The sequence below is a fragment of the Kitasatospora sp. NPDC087861 genome (assembly GCF_044742585.1).
In the GTDB taxonomy this organism is placed as follows: Bacteria; Actinomycetota; Actinomycetes; order Streptomycetales; family Streptomycetaceae; genus Kitasatospora.
In genome coordinates this window covers 199,049-217,294 of sequence record NZ_JBIUUS010000011.1, presented here as the reverse complement: position 1 = coordinate 217,294, position 18,246 = coordinate 199,049, and the positions used below count along the sequence as shown (strand labels likewise).

Annotated in this window: 14 protein-coding genes and 1 pseudogene; 8 read left to right on the top strand and 7 right to left on the bottom strand. The window is 69.6% G+C overall.

From position 1 onward, the window contains the following. Window positions 1-85: 85 nt before the first annotated feature. Together ACIOJE_RS18165 and ACIOJE_RS18160 are read left to right on the top strand one after the other, a co-directional pair. Entirely contained in the window at window positions 86-523 is a 438-nt protein-coding gene (locus ACIOJE_RS18165; protein WP_280684587.1) for a hypothetical protein, read from the top strand. 1,002 nt (window positions 524-1,525) lie between these two features. Next, complete coding sequence (locus ACIOJE_RS18160; RefSeq protein ID WP_400777216.1) at window positions 1,526-3,184, top strand: hypothetical protein; 1,659 nt, start codon at window positions 1,526-1,528, stop codon at window positions 3,182-3,184. Between the two features lie 427 nt (window positions 3,185-3,611). Here the strand turns inward: ACIOJE_RS18160 and ACIOJE_RS18155 are convergent, their stop codons facing one another. Both ACIOJE_RS18155 and ACIOJE_RS18150 read right to left on the bottom strand, forming a co-directional pair. Next, window positions 3,612-3,869 carry an acyl-CoA-binding protein gene (locus ACIOJE_RS18155; RefSeq protein ID WP_400777214.1) on the bottom strand — a complete coding sequence of 86 codons (258 nt, stop codon included), beginning with the start codon at window positions 3,867-3,869 and terminating at the stop codon, window positions 3,612-3,614. 230 nt (window positions 3,870-4,099) lie between these two features. Next, the gene (locus ACIOJE_RS18150; RefSeq protein ID WP_400777212.1) at window positions 4,100-4,849 is read right to left on the bottom strand and encodes an SDR family NAD(P)-dependent oxidoreductase; all 750 of its coding nucleotides are present in this window, start codon (window positions 4,847-4,849) and stop codon (window positions 4,100-4,102) included. Between the two features lie 491 nt (window positions 4,850-5,340). Between ACIOJE_RS18150 and ACIOJE_RS18145 the strand changes: the two genes are divergently transcribed. From ACIOJE_RS18145 to ACIOJE_RS18125, 5 genes are all read left to right on the top strand, one after another. Next, a complete protein-coding gene (locus ACIOJE_RS18145) occupies window positions 5,341-5,811 on the top strand; it encodes a MarR family winged helix-turn-helix transcriptional regulator (RefSeq protein WP_400777210.1) in 471 nt (156 codons plus the stop codon). Continuing rightward, on the top strand, window positions 5,808-7,277 hold the full coding sequence (locus ACIOJE_RS18140) for an MFS transporter (protein ID WP_400777208.1): 1,470 nt from the start codon (window positions 5,808-5,810) through the stop codon (window positions 7,275-7,277). Before ACIOJE_RS18145 ends, ACIOJE_RS18140 begins: the two co-directional genes overlap by 4 nt. Next, the gene (locus ACIOJE_RS18135) at window positions 7,274-7,870 is read left to right on the top strand and encodes a cysteine hydrolase family protein (protein WP_400777206.1); all 597 of its coding nucleotides are present in this window, start codon (window positions 7,274-7,276) and stop codon (window positions 7,868-7,870) included. The genes ACIOJE_RS18140 and ACIOJE_RS18135 overlap by 4 nt, the downstream gene beginning before the upstream one ends. Window positions 7,871-8,690: 820 nt before the next feature. Further along, the gene (locus tag ACIOJE_RS18130; protein ID WP_400777205.1) at window positions 8,691-9,023 is read left to right on the top strand and encodes a hypothetical protein; all 333 of its coding nucleotides are present in this window, start codon (window positions 8,691-8,693) and stop codon (window positions 9,021-9,023) included. Between the two features lie 418 nt (window positions 9,024-9,441). Further along, window positions 9,442-10,950 (top strand): flavin-containing monooxygenase, encoded by a 1,509-nt coding sequence (locus ACIOJE_RS18125; RefSeq protein ID WP_400777203.1) that lies wholly within the window; start codon window positions 9,442-9,444, stop codon window positions 10,948-10,950. 243 nt (window positions 10,951-11,193) lie between these two features. Here the strand turns inward: ACIOJE_RS18125 and ACIOJE_RS18120 are convergent, their stop codons facing one another. The 3 genes from ACIOJE_RS18120 to ACIOJE_RS18110 all read right to left on the bottom strand — a co-directional run bounded on the left by ACIOJE_RS18120 (window position 11,194) and on the right by ACIOJE_RS18110 (window position 14,696). Beyond that, complete coding sequence (locus tag ACIOJE_RS18120) at window positions 11,194-12,036, bottom strand: class I SAM-dependent methyltransferase (RefSeq protein ID WP_280684570.1); 843 nt, start codon at window positions 12,034-12,036, stop codon at window positions 11,194-11,196. 75 nt (window positions 12,037-12,111) lie between these two features. Further along, window positions 12,112-13,677, bottom strand: coding sequence for a prenyltransferase/squalene oxidase repeat-containing protein (locus ACIOJE_RS18115; RefSeq protein WP_400777202.1), 1,566 nt, complete (start codon window positions 13,675-13,677; stop codon window positions 12,112-12,114). Then, window positions 13,674-14,696 (bottom strand): terpene synthase family protein, encoded by a 1,023-nt coding sequence (locus tag ACIOJE_RS18110; RefSeq protein WP_400777201.1) that lies wholly within the window; start codon window positions 14,694-14,696, stop codon window positions 13,674-13,676. Before ACIOJE_RS18110 ends, ACIOJE_RS18115 begins: the two co-directional genes overlap by 4 nt. 206 nt (window positions 14,697-14,902) lie before the next feature. On the opposite strand from ACIOJE_RS18110, the gene ACIOJE_RS18105 reads away from it, so the two are divergent. Then, window positions 14,903-16,291, top strand: a complete 1,389-nt coding sequence (locus ACIOJE_RS18105) for an FAD-dependent oxidoreductase (protein WP_400777200.1) — start codon at window positions 14,903-14,905, stop codon at window positions 16,289-16,291. A 373-nt stretch (window positions 16,292-16,664) separates the two neighbouring features. Here ACIOJE_RS18105 and ACIOJE_RS18100 read toward each other — a convergent pair. Together ACIOJE_RS18100 and ACIOJE_RS18095 are read right to left on the bottom strand one after the other, a co-directional pair. Next, window positions 16,665-17,132 (bottom strand): annotated as a pseudogene (locus ACIOJE_RS18100) (transposase); the annotation flags it as partial. 287 nt (window positions 17,133-17,419) lie between these two features. Further along, window positions 17,420-18,196, bottom strand: a complete 777-nt coding sequence (locus tag ACIOJE_RS18095) for an SDR family oxidoreductase (RefSeq protein WP_280684559.1) — start codon at window positions 18,194-18,196, stop codon at window positions 17,420-17,422. Between the last annotated feature and the right edge of the window lie 50 nt (window positions 18,197-18,246).

Sequence of the window (18,246 nt, the reverse complement as noted above, 5' to 3'; positions counted from 1 at the left end):
AACCGCCGCGTCCTGCAGGCAACCGCCGGACCGCGCCCACGCCACGCACCAGATGCCGAAAGACCGGACGTCCAAGGAGGCTGTCATGCCCTTTATCAACATGACCGTGCGAGAAGGCGCACTCACCACCGAGCAGCGCCACGAGGCCATGGCCCGCCTGACAGACGCGCTCATGTTCTGGGAAAAGGTGCCCGAGACGCCCGCGGCCCGCAAGATTATGAAGGGCTGGGTCTACGAGGTCGCCGCCGACGCCGACTACAACGGCGGCAGCCCGGATCACGAGAAACCGTTCTACTTCATCGAGGTGCGCATCCTGAGCGGACGCCTCGACGTATTGGACAAGCAGGGCGTCATCCGCGACTTCACCGAGATCATCATGCGGATCGAGAACAGCGAGCGCACTCCCGAGAACCTTCGTCGAGTCTGGGTGACGATCAACGAACTCGACCGCGACGACTGGGGCATCGGCGGCCACACCGACTGGCTACGCGATTACACCACCGCTCTGGAAGAAAACGGCTGAAACGGAGCCTGACGTTTTAACCTGCGGCGAGGCCTTCCAACGGCACCTACGTGGCCCTCCGCAAGCTGCACACCCGGGTCGCCGCCTACCGCCGGTACCTGAACGCCAACGCCTCCTCGCCCGAAGAATAAGAGCTGCTCGCGGCGAAGGTGGTGGGCCGCTGGCGCAGCGGGGCGCCCCTCATGCTCGCCCCCGAGCACGACGACCCCGCCCTCGCCGCCGATCCGCAGAAAGTCAACGACTTCACCTACCACCAGGAAGATCCGCGCGGCCTGCGCTGCCCCCCTCGGCTCCCACATCCGGCGTGTCAACCCCCGCGACTGCCTGACGGGCGAACTCGTCGACCCGAGCATCCACCGTGCCCTGCGCCGAACTCGACGACTGAGCGGGGGGCGAGTCGGGCCCGACCCGCGACACCAGGTACTGCCAACGGCGCTGCCCCCGGCCACGAGCGGCGCCCCCTGCCGAAGTCGAGCGGTCCTTACCATCGCGGCGGCCTGCGTCCACCCCTAGATGATCGACGCGATCGCGTGGGAGTTCCAGGCCGGCTTCGGTTTCAGCCGCCGGGGGCTCTGTTCGGGCCAGTTATGCAGAATCGTGGTTCCTGGACCGCCCGCTGGGACGATTCTGTTGGTGCTGCCCCGAGTGGCAGCACGGCCACGGGAGATGACACGCCCGGCCGAGATGCCGCTTGAAGAGTTCGCACGGGCGGAAGGGGCATCAATGCGGCGCGGAGCTCATGAGCTCCTGCTGAGGCGCCGGCGGGAGCCGGCGTCGAAGCCCTTAGGGCACCTGCGCCGGCTCCGACCAGCCGCGACGACTGACGAACGAGTCATACCGACGGTCACCGGCGACGTACGCCTGCCCCTGAACCCGCTGCGGGGCCCGCTTGAACCTCTGCCACCGCACTGACCCAGCACCTGCCAGCACCGAGCCTCAACTGCGCGTCTTCTGCCCGCATCGTGTGAAGCGCCGAAGTAGGGAGTCCTGACCGTGCCGTCCTTGCTGAACTACGCCATCCTCACCGATCCGACCTCGCTCTTGGCGTCGCAGCCCGGGGCACCGTCCGTGGGAACGGTGTACGTGATCGTCTCCAACACCCACCAGTCCGAGGTGCGGTGGGATTTCATCGATGTGGAGATACCGGTCGGCAGCGGTCCCAACGACCTGACGGGTAACCCCACGGCGATCAGCGCGAGCATCGAGAAGGACTACCAGGTCAACCGGGAGCCGGAGCCGACCTTCGACTGGGACGGTACGCTCGGCCGCTTCCGGGTGCATGACCCCTCCGGGGGGAGGCTGACCCTGCCTGAGGAGGAGTCGCTGGTCCTGAAACTGGAGAACATACCGGTTTCCGACATGGCGGGGCTGGTCCGCCTGAAGATCCACGAGCGCTCCGGCGGCGGCGACAACAACATCCCCATTCGGCGGGCGAACTTCACCACCACTCTCGGGCTGGTGAAGCAGGCTCCGAAGATCCCACGCAACTTCCGCCCGGAGAAGAACTCCCTGGTGGACGTGGACGCGAGCCAGAACGTCGTGCTGACGTGGGAGGGGCCGGACAACCTCGACTACTGGATCCGCGATCCGCAGGGGAACGAGGTGCTCGTCCAGCCGGCGGCCCAAGGGCCGCGGGTGACCCAGCAGCCCTACACCTGGTCACCCCCCTCCGCGCCGAGGCGAGGCACCACCTACACCCTCATCGCCGGGACGACCACCGCCGCACAGCAGCACCAGGGGTACTTCCTCACCACCACGGTCCACGCACTCGTCCCCGAGTTCGACAGCGGGACGCGCACTCCGTGGGTCGAGCAGGCGCCGACCAGGAGCCGTTTCACCTTCTCCGCGGCCGGGGTGGAGATCCACAACGGGACCGGCGCCCTGGGAACCGTCCTGGCCGACAGGGTCGATGTGGACCGCGTGAACGCCAGGACGGTGCACGGCAGCAACTCCAGCGACGGATGGATCGACTTCCCGCAATCAGGAGTGGAGGTCCATCAGGGCGGCTCGACGCAGCTGGGCACCCTCTCGGCCGACAAGGCCGAGGTGGATCGCGTGAACACCAGGTCAGTGCACGGCCGCAACCCCAGCGACGGATGGATCGACTTCCCGCAAGCCGGAGTGGACGTGCACAAGGAGGGGAAGCAGGACCGGGGGACCGTCTCGGCCGACAGGGCTGACGTGAACGGCGTGAAGACCGCATGGGTGCAGGGGCCGAGCGACAGCGACGGGTGGATCGAGTTCCCGCAGTCCGGGCTGAACGTGTTCCACGGCCAGGGAAGGGCCTGGGGAACCGTCTGGGCCGACAGGGCCGACCTGAACAGCGTGACCACACATTGGGCAGAGGGGCCGGACGGGAAGAAGAGCCGCATCGCCTTCACCGAAACGGGCGTGAAGATCACCGACCCCGAGAAGAAGAGGGGCACTGTGGTCGCCGGCGAGACCAACGTTCGCAGCGTGGTCACCCCCTGGGTGTCGGGGCCCCAGGCTGGAGCGGGATGGATCTCCTTCCCGAACGAGGGGGTGGACGTGCACCGGGACGGAGAGGTTTCCTTCGGAAGGATTCGATATGCCTCGTATAAGGAATCGCAAACGGTGAATGAACGCCCCGTGCACCGCAGGCTGCCCCCTTACGAGTGGCCGCCGCGGTCCGGGAACTAGTCGCGGGCGAGATGCGAGTTTGGCGGCTGTGGTCCTCCGACCGCTGGGTCGAATTGGCCATCGGTCAGGCCGATCCCGAGTGGCCTTTCCAGCTGCTCGCCGCTGTTGGTGAGGCTTCCTCCCTTTCGGAACGACTGCCGCACAACCGCCAACCCGCCTGCCCGAGTTCGGTCGCGACTGCGTTGCTCGGACAAGATCGGTCTCGGGGGTGGATCTCCGAAACCGGTGACAACAAGACCGGCCATGCACCGCAGGTGACAGCAAAGATGGCCGAACGGTGCCAACCAGCCTGTCCCGGCACGACCGAACGCGCAGGCCACGCTCTGCGTCCGGTGACAACTGGTGCCGCGTCAGACAACCTTCGCCCCGCGATGTGTACGTGGCCGGGGCGGCTCCTTCTGGAACCGCCCCGTCGCCGTTGCGCGGGTCAATCCTTCAAGCCCTCCACCAGGTCGATGTACTGCTGCTGCTGCGCCGCTTCCTGCGTCGAGCCCTTGAGCTCGTTCCAGGCATCCCACTTGGCCCGGCCCACGAAGTCGGTCATCCCCGGGCGCTCGCCCTGGACGTCCCCGCTGCTGCCCTGCTTGAACAGGGCGTACATCTTCAGCATCGTCATGTTGTCCGGACGCTCGGAGAGCGTCTTGGAATCGGCCTGCGCCTGCGCAAACTGAGCCTGAAGCGTCATCAGGATCTCCTTGACGAGGGCATGGACATGGCGTCCAGACTGTATCGGCCGAGATCCCAGTGATGGGTGGGTAACGTCGGAAGCGGCGTGTCCGTGGCGACATGCAGTCAGGACCAGTTCGGCCGCTCGCCGACGTTCCGAGAGGGCAAAGGTTGTCTGACGCGGCACTAGCGAGTCTCGGCACACCTGAGCGGCGCTATCGAGTCTGGGCGGTGGTCGCCGATCGGGGTTCAGATCTGGACGAGGCCGCCGTCGACGAAGAGTTCGGCCCCGGTGGTGAAGGAGCTCTGGTCCGAGGCGAGGAAGACGGCTGCGGCGGCGACTTCGTCGGCGCGTCCGATCCGGCCGAGCGGAACCATCGTCGCGAGGGCCTCCGCCAGTTGCTGTTCACCTTGTGCCGGGGTCCCCAGGCTGCGGATGCCGGGAGTCTCGATCGGGCCGGGGCTGATCGCGTTGACCCGGATGCCACGGCCCGCGAGCTCGGCGGCCCAGGTGCGGGCGAAGTTGCGGTCAGCGGCCTTGGTGGCGCTGTAGACGCTCATCGCCTCGACGCCCATCGACGCATTGGTGGAAGAGAGCACGATCACCGAGGCGCCGTCCGGCAGCAGGGGTAGTGCCTTCTGGACGGTGAAGAGCGTCCCCTTGACGTTGATGTCGAAAGTCTTGTCGTACTGCTCCTCGGTGATCTCGCCCAGTCGGGCGGGTTCGGCGACGCCGGCGTTGGCCACAACGACGTCCAGCCGTCCGCTGCGCTCCTTGATAGTCGCGAAGAGGCGGTCGAGATCATCGAGATTCGACGCATCGCTTTGAACGCCGGTGGCACGTTCGCCGACGGCTTCCACGGCCGCGTCCAGCTCGGTCTTGCGCCGGCCGGTGAGGTAGACGGTGGCGCCTTCGGCGGCGAACCGGCGGGCGATGGCCAGCCCGATACCGGTCGATCCACCAGTCACCAGGGTGACCTTCTCATCGAGCTGTCCCATGATGTCCACTTCCTTGAAGTAACCAATTTCATTACATCTGGGATCTTTCGTTACACCCTGGAGCGTCGAAGCCTGGGTTGGGTATTCCGCGTCCTATGTGCCCGACGACCCACGCTTCGTGTGCTCGGCGCACCGAATGCCGCGCTCCCTCCTCTTGGCCAGCGGCTTCAGTCACTGCTCAAACCGCAGAAGGCTGGCGCACCACCGCCGCGTCGGTTCTCGCCCCCTGACTGGCCCGGAGGAGTTCTGGATCGCCGGCCAGTGGACTACTGACGACAGCTGCGCCGAACCAGAGCACCCGAGACAGCACCCGGTATCCAAGCGCCCGGGACCAGAGCAACTGAGATTCCCGGCGCCGCCGCCTCCGACGCCCTGGCGACCGCGGCCTGGGCCCTGACCCACGGCCTGAGCCCGCGACCGCGACCGCCGCGCCGGCAACAAACTCCACAAGTAACTTGGCAAAGTTCCTTGTGGAGTTTTACGCTGAGGTCATGAACACGAACCCCAGGCCGCGGCAGTCCACTGCGACCGCGCAGCGCCTCAACGACGCGATCAAGCGGCTGCGCGCACGCCTGCGCGCGGAATCGGGGCAGCATGCGACCGGCCTGACCGTCACGCAGGTCGCCGTGCTGGCGAGCGTGGTGCGGGAAGGCCCTATCACCGCGGCCCGGCTCGCCGCGCTGGAGCACGTCAGCGGCCAGTCCATCGCGCAGAGCCTGGCGGTGCTCAAGGCCGCCGGACTGGTCCACAGCGAGCCCGATCCGCAGGACGGCCGCAAGAAGCTGATGAGCGCCGATCCCTCCGCGACCGAGCTGATCGAGAAGCTGCTCGCGGGCCGCGCGTCCTTCCTGGCGCGGGCCATCGACCAGGTCGTCGCGCCGGACGAGCGCAAGGACCTGGAGAAGGCCATCGAGCTGCTGGAGCGTCTCGCCGCGGCCGACCTGAGCGACGGCGGCATATGAGAACCGACACCACCCGGGCCGACGCTGCGGCGCGCGGTCTTACGCGCAAGCCCTTCGTGTGGACGTTCACGAGCCCGCTCTACGTGGGCTCCAGCCTCAACCCGATCAACAGCTCCATCATCGCGACCGCCCTGGTGCCCATCGCCGCAGCACTGCACGTCTCGGTGGGCAGCACCGCCGTACTGGTCTCCTCGCTCTACCTGGCCAGCGCCGTCGCGCAGCCCACAGCGGGCAAACTGGCGGAGGTACTCGGCGCGCGCCGGATCTTCCTCTCCGGCATCATGCTGGTGCTGCTCGGCGGCCTGGTCGGCGGCCTCGGCCAGAACCTGGCGATGCTGACCGTCGCCCGGGTGCTGATCGGCATCGGCACCTCGGCCGCCTTCCCCTGCGCGATGGTGCTGATCCGGCGCCGCGCCGAGGAGACCGGCCTGGACGCGCCGCCCGGCGGGGTGCTCGGCGGCATCGCGATCGCGGGCATGGCCACAGCCGCCGTCGGCCCTCCGATCGGCGGACTGCTGGTGGGCGCCGCGGGCTGGCGCTGGGCCTTCCTGATCAACATCCCGGTCACCGCGATCGCCATGGCGATGGCCCTGCGCTGGCTGCCCAAGGACCCCGTGCCCGACCCCGGACACAGCGGTTTCCGTAAGGTCGCCGACCGGATCGACCTGCCCGGCATCCTCGGCTTCGCCGGGTCGATGACCGCGCTGGTCATCTTCCTGATGAGCCTCCCCCACGTCGAGTGGATCGCTCTCGCCGTCTTCGTCCTGGCCGCCCTGCCCACGGTCGTGTGGGAGCTACGGAAGACCGCACCGTTCTTCGACTTCCGCGGCCTCGCCGCCAACGGCCCCCTCGCCCGCACCTACCTGCGCCAGGCCCTCACCCTGCTCGGCGTCTACTCCGTGATGTACGGCATGACCCAGTGGATGGAGGCCGCACACGGGATTTCCACCGTGGCGGCGGGACTCCTGCTCCTGCCGATGGGCGCCGTCTCCGCGCTGCTCTCGCGCCCGCTCGCCAGCCGCAACCTGGTACGCGGACCGCTGATCGCCTCGGCGGTGACCATGCTGCTCGGCTCGGTCGGCATCATGCTGCTCACCTCGCACAGCCCGGCGATCGCGATCGTGCTGGTCTCCCTGATCTTCGGCGTCACGTCCGCCTCCACCACGGTCGGCAACCAGACCGCCCTCTACCTCGCGGCACCGCCCGACCAGATCGGCACCGCCTCCGGGCTGTTCCGGACCTTCGGATACCTCGGAACCATCACCTCCGCCGTGATCGGCGGCATCGTCTTCCGCGACGGGGCCAGCGACCACGGCCTGCACACCCTCGGCATCGTGCTGGTCGCGGCGGGCCTCGCGGTCCTCCTGCTGACCGTCCTCGACCGCCGCCTGATGAACCGCGACACGAACCGACCGACCGACACCCCCAGCACCGTTGAGAACCCCGCCAAGGAGAATCCCGCGTGAGCACCCCCACCCACCCCACGATCACCCCCGAGCGAACCGTCCTGCTGGCCATGGACTTCCAGAACGGGATCGTCCCCCTCGCCCCCGACGCCGACGCACTCGTCGAACGGGTCAAGGGCGCCATCGCCGACGTCCGCGCCGCCGGCGGCACCATCGGTTACGTCCGTGTCGCCTTCACCGAGAACGACTGGGCAACGATTCCGGAGACCAACAAAGCCTTCACCGCGGTCGCCGCGGGCAAGATGCTCCACCACGAGGACACTGCCACCCAGATCGACGAGCGGATCGCCCCCGCGCACGGCGACATCGTCGTCCGCAAGACCCGCTACGGCTCGGCCTCCACCACCGACCTCCACCAACAGCTGACCGACCGCGGCATCGACACCCTGGTGCTCACCGGGATCAGCACCAGCGGCGTCGTTCTGTCCACCCTCATCGACGCCGCCGACCGCGACTACCGGATCTACGTTCTGTCCGACGGCATCGCCGACCCCGATCCCAAGACCCACCAGGTACTGGTCGACAACGTGTTCCCCTCCCGCGCCCACGTCATCGACACCACCGAACTGCGCGGGCTGCTGCACTCCGCCTGACACGGCAGCCCCCGCCGGCCCTGGCCACGCAGACCTGCTCGATCATCTGGGGCAGTACCGGGCGAGCGTGGTGATGTCCGCACAGAACGCGGGCATGCCGAAGGACACCAAGACGCCTCCGATACAGGCAGTGGGGACACTCAAGACCACGGGGTGACCCCCGACACGAACGCAGCCACCCCGCACCCGGTCACTCGGTGCGGGGCGGCTGCGTTGCGATGTCCCCCATAGCTCGAATTCCTTCGTGGTGGACAGCGGGTCTGCCCTTCCCGTCCGCACTCGGCACCAGCAGGGGTTCAACTATTGTCGACAGCCGGAACCTTGAGGCTCCAGCTTCTCTTTGTGTCAACAGGCCTGGGAGACAGCAGAGTTCATGCACACCGGCAGACACTTCGGGCGGCCGCCGTCGCAGCGAGGTGACGAGCCGTCAGCGTTCACTTCGTACACAGGCGACCGTTATGACCCACGGGCGCCCATGAGCGCTCATCGCGCGTGGTCCCCAAGTGCTCCCCAGGGCCGCCATCCGTCGCCGGTTACGCCCAGCAACGGAAATCTGACGCCAACTCAGCAGGAGCCTTCACGAGCGCCTGGCAGCCCCGGTCACCGCGGCACGCACCTGCTCGCCGAGTCGGCCAGTGCGGGCAGATCATGGTCGCTTACCCACCGGCTACGGATCGTGATCTTCAAGGCGGTGTGTCGTCTTGAGCGTGTCCTGCCCGACCGGCCCCTTCGTGCCCCCCGCCCCGCACGCTCTGCCGACACACCCGACCACCAGACGAACCTTGGACCCGTAACCACCCACTCCAAGGAGGAACCACCCATGGGACAGCGGACGAAGCGCGGCAGGGTCTACCGCCGATGCGGCTGCCAGGACGAGCACAAGAAGCAGCTCGGCCCCTGGCGCATGCGCCTGCTGGCGGACGCGAAGCACGGAACGTGGACCTACGCCGTCGACCTCGCCCGCGAGGACGACCGGCGCCGCGTCCGCCGCAGGGGCGGCTTCGCCAGCCGAGCCGAAGCCGCCCGCGCGATGGCCGCCGTCCGAGAAGCGGGCGCCGGCTGGCAGATAGGAGCCGAGCTGGTGTTTGAATTCTTCGCGTCGGCTGGTGCGGCTCGACAGTTGCTCGACACCGGGTTCACACGCCAAGGGTGACCTTCCGGCCATCTCTCCCGTTCTTCAGGTACACCGCCGGCAGCTTCACGCCGATCTGCCCCGAGCAGCCCTGCGGAAACCGAGCGTCCACGGGGGCACACGCCCGCTGCCCCGTGAAGCCCCGGCGCGTTGACCGGGCCTCCGCGGCAGCGTGCCACGCCTCATGCACGTCCCCGGTGACCGCATCGGCCCGGCGGAGGTGGCTCGCCGAGCGGCAGCGCATACCGAAGGCAATGGAAGAGAAGGCACTGATGAGCGAGACCCACGTGACCGCGACGAGCGCAGTACGCCCAGACGCCACCGACCGGACGGCGCCCCGGGGACAGCAGACGCCCCGTCGGCACATCGCCGCTGTCCCGGCCGGACCGGCGCTGTGATCCCGGCGCAGGCCACGCGGCCTCGCAGGAACGGGCGAGTCGTGGTCGTCGGTGCGGGGTTCTCCGGCATCGGGGCCGCCATCCGACTGCGCGAGGCAGGGGTCCACGACGTACTGATCCTGGAGAAGGCGCCGCAACTCGGCGGTACCTGGCGGGAGAACACCTACCCCGGCTGTGCCTGCGACGTGCCCTCGACGCTCTACAGCTACTCGTTCACCCCGGACACCGCCTGGAGCAGGCTCTTCGCCGGACAGCGCGAGATCCACGCCTACCTGCGGACGACGGCCGAACGGTACGGGCTCGACGACGCCCTGCGCTGCGGAGTGCACGTGCGGGAAGCCCGGTGGGATCCGGCCGGCGAGCGCTGGCTGCTGGACACCAGCGACGGGCCCTACAGCGCCACGGCCCTGGTCCTGGCCACCGGGCCATGGCACCTCCCGCGCGACCTCGACGTCCCCGGGATCGAGGAGTTCAGCGGTCCCGTGCTCCACACCGCCCGGTGGGACGAGAACATCGACCTGACGGGACGCCGCGTTGCCGTGGTGGGCAGCGGTGCCTCCGCCGTCCAACTCGTCCCGGCCATCGCGGACCAGGCAGCGAACGTGCACCTCTTCCAGCGGACCGCCCAGTGGGTACTGCCCAAACCCGACCTGCCGGTACCCGCGGCGGTCAACCGGCTCCTGGACCGCCTGCCCGGCGCCCGCGGCGCCCTGCGCGCCGGACAGTACATCCTGCAGGAGGGCTTCAACTACGCCTTCCGCCACCCGCGGCTCGCCCGCCTCCTCGAAGTCGGAGCCCGGGCACACCTGCGGCTCGCGGTCCGTGACCGGGAGCTGCGCCAGGCACTCACACCGGACTACCGGCTCGGCTGCAAGCGGCTGCTGACCTCCAGCACCTTCTACCGCGCCCTCACCCAACCGCACGTCCGTCTGCACTCCACCGCCGTGACGGCCGTGCGCGGCAACGAGGTCGTCGGCGCCGACGGCACCGCGGTCCAGGCCGACGTCCTCATCACGGCCACCGGCTTCCGCATGGGCGAACCGCCGCTGGCCCAGAGCCTGTACGGCAGGGACGGCCGGACCCTGCACGAAGCCTGGGACGGCGAACCGCAGGCGTACCTGGGCACCACCGTCACCGGCTTCCCCAACCTCTTCCTGCTGCTGGGGCCCAACCTGCTCGGCGGCTCCACCTCCGCGATCACCGTCCTGGAAGCCCAACTGACCTACCTCACCGCCGCCCTGGCCCACCTCGACCACAGCGGCCACCGAGCCGTCGAGGTCCACCCGGCCGCCCAGGCCGAGCACAACACAGCGGTGCAGGAGGCGTTGCGGACCACCGTGTACAACTCCGGCGGCTGCACCAGTTACTACTTCAGCCCCAGCGGCCGGAACACCTTCGCCTGGCCTTGGTCCACCGGGCGCCTCGTCCGGCAACTGAGCCGCTTCGACCCCGCCGTCTACACCCGGCACGCAGCCACCGGACCCACGCCCCTGCCCGCCCCGACGGTGCCCCAGGACGACGACCGTACCGTTCCGGCGCGGGGAGAGTAGCGATGAGGGGCGGCCCGAGGGCAGTCGACTCGCCGTAGGGGGCCTTGCGCGGAGGGTGCCGCTTCAACCGGCGAGGCCGGCTGAAGCGGCAGCCCGGACGGAAAGACCGTGATCAGCTCGCGTGGGCGGTCTGCGCCGTGGCCATGGGAAGCAGGAGCGCCGCCATGCCGACGCTCGCTGTCCTGAGGACTCGCTTCATCGCTTCTCTCGTCCGGGGAGCCCGGTGTCGGTGGGCTGTCGCGGTCAGACAACGGGACGGCGGGCCTCGGCAATCACGTAGCCGAGCTTCTCGGTGTAGATGGACACGCCGGTGGGGAGCAGCCGGTCCATCTGGGTGGTGAAGTCCGCTCCGTAGTGGGCGGCCAGGTCTTCCCGGTGGTCGGCGTAGCGAAATTCGATCCAGCGGATGTTCTGCCTGGTTTCGGCGGTGACGTCGTGGATCTGGACGACTTCGAGGCCCGCTTGGGTGATGACGTCGGCGTAGGTGTCTGCGCGTAGGAGGGTGGAGAAGGCGAAGCCCTGGGTGAGGAGGTTCCAGTCGTCTTCGGTGAGGTGGTCGGTCTGGATGAAGTCGGCGAGGACGAGGCGGCCTCCCGGTTTGAGGGTGCGGTGGATCTCCCGCAGGACTTGGAGGCGGTCGGGGACGTGGAAGAGCATCTCGATGGCCCAGGCGGCGTCGAAGGTCTCGGGCTCGTGGGGCAGGTGCATGGCGTCGGCCTGGATGAATTGCAGTTGTGCGGCGAGGCCGGCGGTGTGGGCCTTCTCGGTGGCCCGGGCGACCTGGGTGGGGCTGATGCTCACTCCGAGGACCCTGGCTTGGGTGCGTTCGGCCAGTCGCAGGGCGGGGTGTCCGGTGCCGCAGCCGACATCGAGGAGGTAGTCGTCGTCCCGCAGGTGCAGGGTGTCGATCAGGCGGTCGGTGAGCCGGTTCTGGGCTTCGGGCATGGACGGGTTCGGGTCGTCGTCCCAGAGTCCGAAGTGGATGTTCTCGCCGTAGAGTGAGTCGAAGAACAGTCCCATGTGGTCGTAGAACTCGCCCACTGACTCGCTGGTGGGGGCGGGCGTGTTGTTCGGGCTCGCTGGCATAGAGACTCCTTCTGGGCTGGTTTTGCTAGGTATTGCCGATGCGGGGCGACCGCTTGCGGTGCTGGTGAGGGTGCGTCACGCCGTCAGCGGTGCGGGGGTGAGGCGGTGGTCGAGGTGTCCGAGGGCGAGCAGGGTGAACACATCGGCGAGGGCGGGGACGCTGAAGCCGAACGGACGTGGCCCGATGGAGTCCGGGATGCTGCTGATGGAGCCGTCGGGGCGTTGCTGGGTGAGCAGGTAGGCGGTGCCGCGGGCGGCAGGGGCGGGCGCAGGATGTCCGGTGAGGGTGATGAGGGCGTAGGCAGTACTCAGGGCGTCGCTCGCATCGCCATCCTGCTGGCCCCAGCCGCCGTCGCTGTTCTGGGAGTTGAGTGCCAGCTGGGTGGCTCGTCGGATGATGCGCCGGGCGGGGCTGTCGGGTGGGCCGGGGTGGTGGGCGGCCGCGAGGGTGGCACGGAAGACGGTGTGGTGGCGGCTGCTGCTCCAGTCGGGCGCGAAGGATCCGTCGGGCCGTTGCTGGGAGGCGAGGTGGTCGAGGGCGGCATCGAGGGCGTGGCGGCGTATCGGTCCCTGGGTGCTGAGGGCGTTGGCGGCGGCGGCCGTCATACAGGCTTCCGAGGGTGCGCCGGCCAGGTAGGTGGGGAAGCCGCCGTCCGGTGCTTGCAGGGCCGTCAGGTGGTCGATGGCGCGGCGGATCGCGGTGCGGTGCGTGTCGGGGTCGGCGAGGTGGAGGGCTTCGAGGGCGGCGGAGGTGCAGTCCACGTCGGCGAGTTGGGCCCGTTCGGTGTAGGACCAGCCGCCGGGGTGCTGGAGACGCAGCAGGCGCTGGGCGACGGTGTCCATGGCAGCGCGTGGGGCGCCGGCGGTGTGCAGGGCCACTGCGGCGGTTGCGGTGACCCAGGTGTCTTCGTCGCTGATGAACGGGATTCCGCCGTCGGGGCGCTGGTGGGCGAGCGCGGTGCGTATGCCGTCGGCGACCATGCGGTGCTGGCCGGGCAGGGGGGCCAGGGCGTGCAGCACGGACAGGTGGATGAGGAGGTTGCCCTCCCAGAGTGTGCCCGGGTGCTGGGTGGAGCGGAGCAGGGCCAAGTCGTCCTCGGAGATGGCGGCGCTACGGCCGTACGCGTGGGCGAGGATGGCCTTGACCGCGGTGACCTGCACGCGCGCCCACGCGTGCAGGCCGTGCGGGGAGAAGGCGTCGGGATCCGGGAACCCGGTCGTCGGGGCGGCGCCGAGCAGCAGGAGGACCGCGTGCAGCAGGGCGTGTTTGCGCGCGCTGGTGAAGTCCGGCGCGTGGGCGAGGAAGTCCGCCACGTCCAGCGGGACGAGTGACGCGGCGGTCGGGCCGCCCAGTGCGGCCCGGGCCAGCAGCCGGTCCAGCCGGCGGGGGGAGTCGCGGTGCGTGGCCAGGTAGTCGGCGAGCCGGGCACGTGCGTCGGGTTCCAGGCCGGTGCGGTCCAGCAGGGCCATGAGGAGCGCGGATTCCAGGACGCGGCTGTGGCATGGGGAACGCACTGCTCCGTCGGCCTCGATCCGCCCCTCAAGGTGGCTGCGCAGCCTGGTGGTGGCCCCCACCAGGTCGGTGGGGAACGCGGCGCGCGGCCAGCGGGGCAGGCTCGCGGGGATCGGGGCGGGTCTCATCCGAGCCCGCTCCACTCACCGTCGGTCCCGGGCTGCCGCCGAGGCGGGTCGGTGCGGAGCGCATCCGCTGCGGCAGGCTCCTGGCTGCGATGCGTGGGCTCGTCGTCGAGGGCGAAGCGTCCGGTGCTCGCCAGCCAGTGCAGGGTCGCGGCCATGAACGTCTCCACCAGGTCGACGTAGCGCCGCAGTTCCCGCAGCTGAGGCTGCGGCAGAGTGGGGGTCGTGCGCAGCGCCAGCGCGGTGGCGCGGAACTCGGCTCGGCGCTGTTCGATCATCGCGGCCACCCGTGCCCGGGCCTGGTCGGTGGGGCAGTCGTCCCGGCGGGCGATCAGGGACACCAGGTTGTCCTGGCCCGCGGCCGCGTCCTGCACCTGGGAGGCCAGGTCGTTGGCCCAGCCCGCGACGTCGGCCAGCGCCCAGCGCAAGTCCCGCAACTGGGCGTCCACCAGCGGGTCCTCCACCAGGTGGGCGTGGCCGGTGCGCTCCAGGACGTTCAGCATGGGCAGCAGGGTGATCGTGCGGCGCCGCAGTTCGACGTAAGCCGCCAGTGGCAGCCGGGTCCCGGAGCGGCGCGCCGCGACCTCCTCTTCACAGGCGTCCAGGAAGTCCCGGTAGTCCGCGGTGAAGCGTTTCCGCCACCGGTCGGACATGCCAGCGGCCGTACGCTCCCACAACCACGCCAAGACCACCGCCTGCGGGGCGTCCGCCGCAGACGTCGCGGCGTCGCAGGTGAGCACCCGGCGCAGCGAGGTTGTGAACCGCTCCAGCTCCCCTGGCACCGATCCCAGGCCCCGGCGGTCGATCTGGTCGTCCACCCAGCAGATGAACGCCGCCCAGTGGGCCGTCAGCTCCACATCCGCCGTACCGCCCCGCGGGAGAGCACGGCCGGCCAGCACATCGAGCCGCATCGCGGCAAGGCGGCGCTCTTCGCTGATGCCCGCCGCCAAGCCCATCTGGCGTGCCCACCGCAGCACCGCCTCGGACGCCAACGCCCCCGCGCCCGATGGCGTGTCAGTCATATCCTGATCTTGTCAGACCATCATCAAGTGCGGAAGGCTCGTCGTCGCACCGCCGACCGCTGCCGCGCGCCGGAGCAGGCATCGCGACCGGTGATGCGACGCGCGACCGAGCGGGCCCGCAGCCTTCCGGCCAGGTTCCGCAAAGTGATGATTCACCGTCCAGTCCCGCACTACCGTGATGCCAGCCCCTGCCTGCGGAGGACACGATGGCTCGAACAGCCCTCCGGGACAACGCCGTAGTCGTCGGCGGCGGCTACGCGGGCCTGCTCGCCGCCCGCGTCCTGTCCGGACACTTCCGCCGCGTCACCGTTCTGGAGCAGGACATCCCACCCGGCACCGGAGCTCGCCCGGGCGTCCCCCAGTCCCACCACCCCCACGCTCTGCTGGCCCGCGGCGCTACGCAGCTGGAGGAGTTCTTCCCCGGCCTGCGCACCGAACTCCTCGCCCATGGCTGCCCGGTGATCGACTTCGCCGAAGGCACGAAGATCCTCTTCCCCACCGGCTGGGCACCGCGCACCCCCGTCGGAATCGACGTGCAACTCCTGCCCCGCGCCCTGCTGGAACACGCCATCCGCGAACGCGTCACCGCCCTGGACAACGTCACCCTCCAGCACGGACTGCGCGTCGACCGGCTGCTGCTCAACCGCAGCGACGACACCGTTACGGTTGCCGCTCACCCTCGCGCACCCGAACGACCGGACAGCGACGAACAGCTCATCCCAGCCAGCCTCGTCGTCGATGCCACCGGCCGAGGCAGCCGACTCCCCCAGTGGCTCGCCCAGGCCGGCTACCGCCTCCCCGCCACCCTCACGGTCGACGGGCAGGCCTGTTACGCCTCCCGCCTCTACACCGTGCAGACCGATCCGGACCGGGACTGGTGTGCCTCCTACCAACCCACCATCGCCCCTGTCTCCCCTCGTGGAGGCGTCGTCGTGCGCATCGCACCGGACCGATGGCTGCTCGGCCTGCTCGGAGCCGCCGGTCACACCCCGCCCACCGACGATGACGGCTTCCGCGCCTACGCCGCCGGGCTGCGCAACCCCGACTTCGCCAGGATCATCGACGAAGGCACACCCGCCGGCCCCATCCACCGCACCCACACCACCGCCAACCGCTGGCACCGCTACCACCGCGTCCCCAACTGGCCCAGCCGCCTCATCGCCCTGGGCGACTCCGTCTGCGCCTTCAACCCCGTCTACGGCCAGGGCATGACGGTGGCCGCCCTGCAGAGCAAGCTCCTCGACGCCCTGCTCACCCGCCACGCCCGGCGAGGGGAGCCGGACCGCCTCGGCCCCACCTTCCAACGCGGCGCCGCCGCCCTCGTCCGCAGCCCGTGGTTGGTGAGCACCTCCACCGACCGGGCCTGGCAGGACACCGCGATGCCGCTGTCGAGCCGGATCGCCACCGGCTTCATGGGCGCCGTCACCGCCCGACTGCCCCACCACCAGGGCCTGTACCTGCGATTCGTCCGCACCATGCAGATGCTCGACTCACCCGCCACCCTCGCCACACCCCGCGCCCTCGCCCAACTCGCCTCGCTGCCGTCCATCCCCCGCCACCAAGCGACCTGCACCTGCCCCGGCGCCAACCCCTGACCGCACCGTGCACCAGAACAGCCCCGGCAGGCGCCGCCCGGACGACCCGGGCCCGAGGCGAATTCGCCCCCACGACAGGCTCGATCCTCCGCCGCCCCACATCGGTCCGACAGACGATGCGACAGCTTTCCGGATGGCGCCTATGAACCCCGCTCCCACCGCAGCCCAGCGGCGCGGCGGACCCCATCTCAACGCTGGGATCCGCCGCGCCGCTGTGCCGGAAGGGCCGTGTCAGGTCCCGAGGTATTCGAGGAGCCAGCTGATGGGCAGGCTGTCCGCCATGTCCCCGGCGTCCTTCTTCATCCGGCCGATGACGACCTTCTGGGTGCCCGGGGGGGAGTCTCTCGGCGAGACGATTGCCACCGTCGGGGACGTCGTAGTCGCGGACCAGCCTGCGGTGCAGCATCAAGATCCCGTTGGTCTGCTCCACCCTCCAGCGGATCGGCTGCGGGACGAAGCCGCGGTCGACCGGGTTGCGCTCGACAATCTCCACCGCGATGCCAAGGCCGGCGCCGTGGTCGGCCACGGTCTTCTTGAACCCCTGGTCCACCAACGCCTTCGTCACCCTGGAGGTCCCGGCGGCGACCTTGTCCAGCAACGCGGCGCCAAAGGCGTTGTCGTGCGTGGAAGCGGCCAGCACCACCACGGCGATCACCAGGCCCAGCACGTCAACAGCCAGCCCCCGCTTGCGGCACGGCACCTTCTTGGCGGCGTCCCGTCCGGTCGTGGCCGCAGGTACCCCGGCGGCGGCGTGCAGGCTCTGGGTGTCGAGCACCACCAGGCTCGGGTCGGCTAATCGTCCCCGGCTCTCACGCACCTGCCAGCGCAACAGGTCATGGATGAGCGTGTGGAGCCAGTCCTTGAAGAAGTCGCTGAGCCACAACATGGCGTGGCCGCGGAATCCGGTCCCCACGGCGCCGTGCTGCCATAGTCGCCCGCAGTCGACGGTCACGGTGAGGTTGCCGGGTAGGTGCTCGCCGGCGTGTCTGGCGAAGGTCCGCACGACGTCGGCCAGGCGCTGGTCGGGGTGGACTTCGAGGAGCGGGCGGATGCGTGCTCGCACGTCGACGCTGGACCCTGTTGGGCCCGCCCGTGCCGCGGGCGGGCCCAACAGGGGTGCCGGGAGGGTTAGTTGGGCTGGCGGGTCGGCATGATGGTGACCTGCTGGAGATTCACGCGCGGTGGCAGCGTGGCGATGAAGCCGACGGTTTCGGCGATGTCCTGCGGCGTGAGCCACTCCATCGTCTCCTTGGAGCCCTCCAGCCACTGAAGCGCACCGTCATCGGTGACGTGGTTCTGCAGCTCGGTCTCGACGATGCCCGGCTCGATCGCCGACACCCGCACGTTCTTGGCGCCCAGCTCGACACGCAGATGACGCGAGAGGTGGGTGACGTACGCCTTGGTGCCGGAGTACACGGCGAAGTTCGGGAAGATGTTCTGCGCCGCGATCGACGAGGTGTTGATCAGGTCGGCCACGCCTCGCTCTCCGGCGGCCTTGACCAACTGCGGGGTGAACCCGCCGATGACGTTCATCAGTCCGGTGATGTTGAGGTCGATCTGACGCTGCCACTGGTCGGTGGCCAGCTCCTCGATCGGGGCGGGCAGCATCACGCCCGCGTTGTTGAACAGCAGGTCGGCGCCGCCCAGCTCGGCCGCCACCCGGCCGGCGGCCGACCGCACGGCCGCGGCATCGGTCACGTCGACAGCGATCGCCAGGGCGGTGCCGCCGCTCTTCTCGATCCGGGAGACCAGCTCGTTCAGCCGGTCCGCGCGCCGCGCCAGAACGGCGACGCGTGCGCCCAGCCCCGCCAGATGTTCGGCCGAGGCCTCACCGATGCCGCTGGAGGCTCCGGTGACGACCGCCACGCGGCCGGTCAGGGGCTTGGCAAGGGTTTCCGTGGACATGCGGCACACCTTCCGAAAGGGGACGACTCAAGGGGGACCGCGGCCGCCTG

Coding starts and splice junctions, on each gene's coding strand:
- ACIOJE_RS18165 (WP_280684587.1), top strand. CDS start 86: ATGCCCTTTATCAACATGACCGTGCGAGAAGGCGCACTCACCACCGAG.
- ACIOJE_RS18155 (WP_400777214.1), bottom strand. CDS start 3,869: ATGACGCTTCAGGCTCAGTTTGCGCAGGCGCAGGCCGATTCCAAGACG.
- ACIOJE_RS18150 (WP_400777212.1), bottom strand. CDS start 4,849: ATGGGACAGCTCGATGAGAAGGTCACCCTGGTGACTGGTGGATCGACC.
- ACIOJE_RS18145 (WP_400777210.1), top strand. CDS start 5,341: ATGAACACGAACCCCAGGCCGCGGCAGTCCACTGCGACCGCGCAGCGC.
- ACIOJE_RS18140 (WP_400777208.1), top strand. CDS start 5,808: ATGAGAACCGACACCACCCGGGCCGACGCTGCGGCGCGCGGTCTTACG.
- ACIOJE_RS18130 (WP_400777205.1), top strand. CDS start 8,691: ATGGGACAGCGGACGAAGCGCGGCAGGGTCTACCGCCGATGCGGCTGC.
- ACIOJE_RS18120 (WP_280684570.1), bottom strand. CDS start 12,036: ATGCCAGCGAGCCCGAACAACACGCCCGCCCCCACCAGCGAGTCAGTG.
- ACIOJE_RS18115 (WP_400777202.1), bottom strand. CDS start 13,677: ATGAGACCCGCCCCGATCCCCGCGAGCCTGCCCCGCTGGCCGCGCGCC.
- ACIOJE_RS18110 (WP_400777201.1), bottom strand. CDS start 14,696: ATGACTGACACGCCATCGGGCGCGGGGGCGTTGGCGTCCGAGGCGGTG.
- ACIOJE_RS18105 (WP_400777200.1), top strand. CDS start 14,903: ATGGCTCGAACAGCCCTCCGGGACAACGCCGTAGTCGTCGGCGGCGGC.
- ACIOJE_RS18095 (WP_280684559.1), bottom strand. CDS start 18,196: ATGTCCACGGAAACCCTTGCCAAGCCCCTGACCGGCCGCGTGGCGGTC.